The organism is uncultured Pseudoalteromonas sp. (assembly GCF_963922945.1).
Classification (GTDB): Bacteria; Pseudomonadota; Gammaproteobacteria; order Enterobacterales; family Alteromonadaceae; genus Pseudoalteromonas.
Map to the genome: position 1 here is coordinate 1 of NZ_CAWUKC010000173.1, position 2,488 is coordinate 2,488.

Sequence of the window (2,488 nt, forward strand, 5' to 3'; positions counted from 1 at the left end):
TTGCTGATATAAACGGCGTACAATTAACGCCAGGTAACAGTGCGGCAATTAAAACCATGGTTGAAAAGCCAGATGCTGATAAAGCGCCGTCAAACCTTGCTGTAGTAGGGCGTTATGTACTAAGCAAAAACATTTGGCCGCTGCTTGCAAAAACACCGGTTGGCGCTGGTGGTGAAATACAATTAACTGATTCAATCGATGAGCTAATGAAGCAAGAAACGGTTGAAGCGTTTCACATGAGTGGTCGCTCGCATGACTGTGGTGATAAGCTAGGCTATTTAAAAGCGATTGTAGAATACGGTATGCGCGATGCTAAGTTGGGTGAGGATTTTGGCCAATATTTAAAAACGTTGGTAAATGATGAGTCAGTTGCGCAATCTGATAATGTTGTAAATTTATAATATTGTAGAGCGTAACCTATATTATTTGTAAGCGCGGCAATATGCCGCGCTTTTTATGGGTGTATGTATTTGGTTAGTGCCAAGTTATTATGTTTTGCGTGAGCAAGCTTCACGCCTACGTAGGTTTTATGCTCGGAGTATATTGTTATTTTGTAGGCGCCTTGCTTGCTGGCGCATTAAGAGCCCCGCTTTTACGTATTTACCTTTTGCGTGAGCAAGCTTCACGCCTACAAAAACTTTAAAACAAAACTTTAAGGTGCGCCTTTAATAAACTTTAAAAGTTTGCAAATACAGCTAACCGTGCAAATGTTTCTCCATATACATCTTTACCTTGATAAAGCTCTGCTCCCCAGCTCTGCGCCCCCATTATTGGTTTACTTAGTTTACGTGTATAAGCTGTTTGCAGTTCGTAACTAGTTTTGTAGCCATCGCGCTTATTTTCAAGTGTGCGAATAGTGGTATTTAACGTTTCTATAGGGCTTAATTGCCAATGCCAATTGATACTCATAGATTTTGCTGGCGTGTAGTCGGTGTAGTCGTGCTCATCGCCAGCCCAATGACCTATTACATTACCTGAATTTCGGTTTCCATCAAGGTACAAGTGATTACCATACCAGCCTGGCTGCCAATTACTGTGCTCAAAACGAAGGCTATGGTTATTGTTAATAAACGGCAGGAATAGCCCAAAACTGTAGGCGTTATTACGAGTACCTCCTAAGGTATCCTCTAATGCGATTTCAGCATAAAATTCAAATGGTAGTGAATATAGGCTATTGTTGTACTCAAATGTAATAGAGCCAAGCTGATCGCCAAGCTCGTAATCATCTCCTAGCTCATTTGCATCAGCAGTTGTTATGTTGTCTTTACTACCTGGGGTAAAAAAACCTTCAGCAAAATCTTTTAGTGTTACGCTACGCGGGCCACCACCAAATTGCATTAAGCGACTTAAACCAATGGTTAAATTATCGGTAGCCGCAAAGCTTGTATGTAAACCAAACAAATAGGGCTTGCCTGGTTCGTAAACTCTTTCGACCCCTGACTGTTGGCCCTCTTTTAAAATTCCACGCTGCTCTGTCATTTGGCTAATAAACATATCGTATCTAATGTTAAAGCTAGTGATTGGCTCTACGTTACTTATTGTTATAGAGGGTGTTGTTTTAGCTTGTGTACTTAATAGCATGGCGCTGTCTTCAAAGGGAGAGTACCAGTGCTCACGGTAACCAATATCTAGTTGTGCGTATTTATACCCTAAGTATATAAAGCTTTGTGTTGGGAGTATTTCGTCTTCGTTGGCTATGCCTGCCACACTTAAACCAAAATGGCGGCCAAAGTTAGCGTATGCGCCGCCTTCAACAATTAAGTTGGTTTTTGTGGTTTGCCCGCGCTGGTTTGGCAGTGTTTTATCTTTTGTACCTGCTGCAATGGTAACTTTTGCAAAAGCGCCTGCATCGCTTTGCATATAAGGACTAAGTTGATAAGAAAGCGTTTGATATAACTCAGGGTAAGTGTGCCTAACAGTTTGTAGCACTCTATAAATATCGTGCGCTTTATAGGGCTTACTCATTATGTGCGTATTTTTACTTACCGCTAAAAGGCGTTGTACTTGATGCTCAAGCTCCGGTACTTGATTTAAAGGTAAATATGGTGAAACCCCGCCTTTAGCCATTACATTTGCACTGATTGCCATCCCGACTAGTAGCGATATTTTTTTTAGCATAATTATTCCGTTAGCAAAAAATTGTTTAAGTAAAAAACGTTAATGCGAGGTTAGCAATAAATAACAGAGTAAGAAAGAGAAAGACTCAATCTGTAAAGATAATTTCCAGTTATTTTAAGTAGGTTCTTCATTTGTTGTTTTTTTGCGTGAGCAAGCTTCACGCCTACGATTAAGATTACGATGTTGCCGGCGCCCTGTTTGCAATTTATTATGCATATATATTGATGCAAAACGTTTTTCGCGAGGTAAACTCGCTGCTACTTGTATGTTTTCTCATTTATTCCTCTTTTGCTTCTCTTTGTGCAAAATATTAAGTGATTTATTCACAAAGAGGTTGAGAGACGCTGCGCTTTAGAGGGTAACGTTGTAG

General features: G+C 40.3%; 2 protein-coding genes. One reads left to right on the forward strand and one right to left on the reverse strand.

The genetic code is table 11. The features are described 5' to 3' along the window. Positions 1-401: sugar phosphate nucleotidyltransferase (locus AABI99_RS18060; protein ID WP_338367503.1), on the forward strand; the 401-nt coding region annotated here is incomplete at its 5' end. 274 nt (positions 402-675) lie between these two features. Here AABI99_RS18060 and AABI99_RS18065 read toward each other — a convergent pair. Next, complete coding sequence (locus AABI99_RS18065) at positions 676-2,118, reverse strand: capsule assembly Wzi family protein (RefSeq protein WP_338367504.1); 1,443 nt, start codon at positions 2,116-2,118, stop codon at positions 676-678. Between the last annotated feature and the right edge of the window lie 370 nt (positions 2,119-2,488).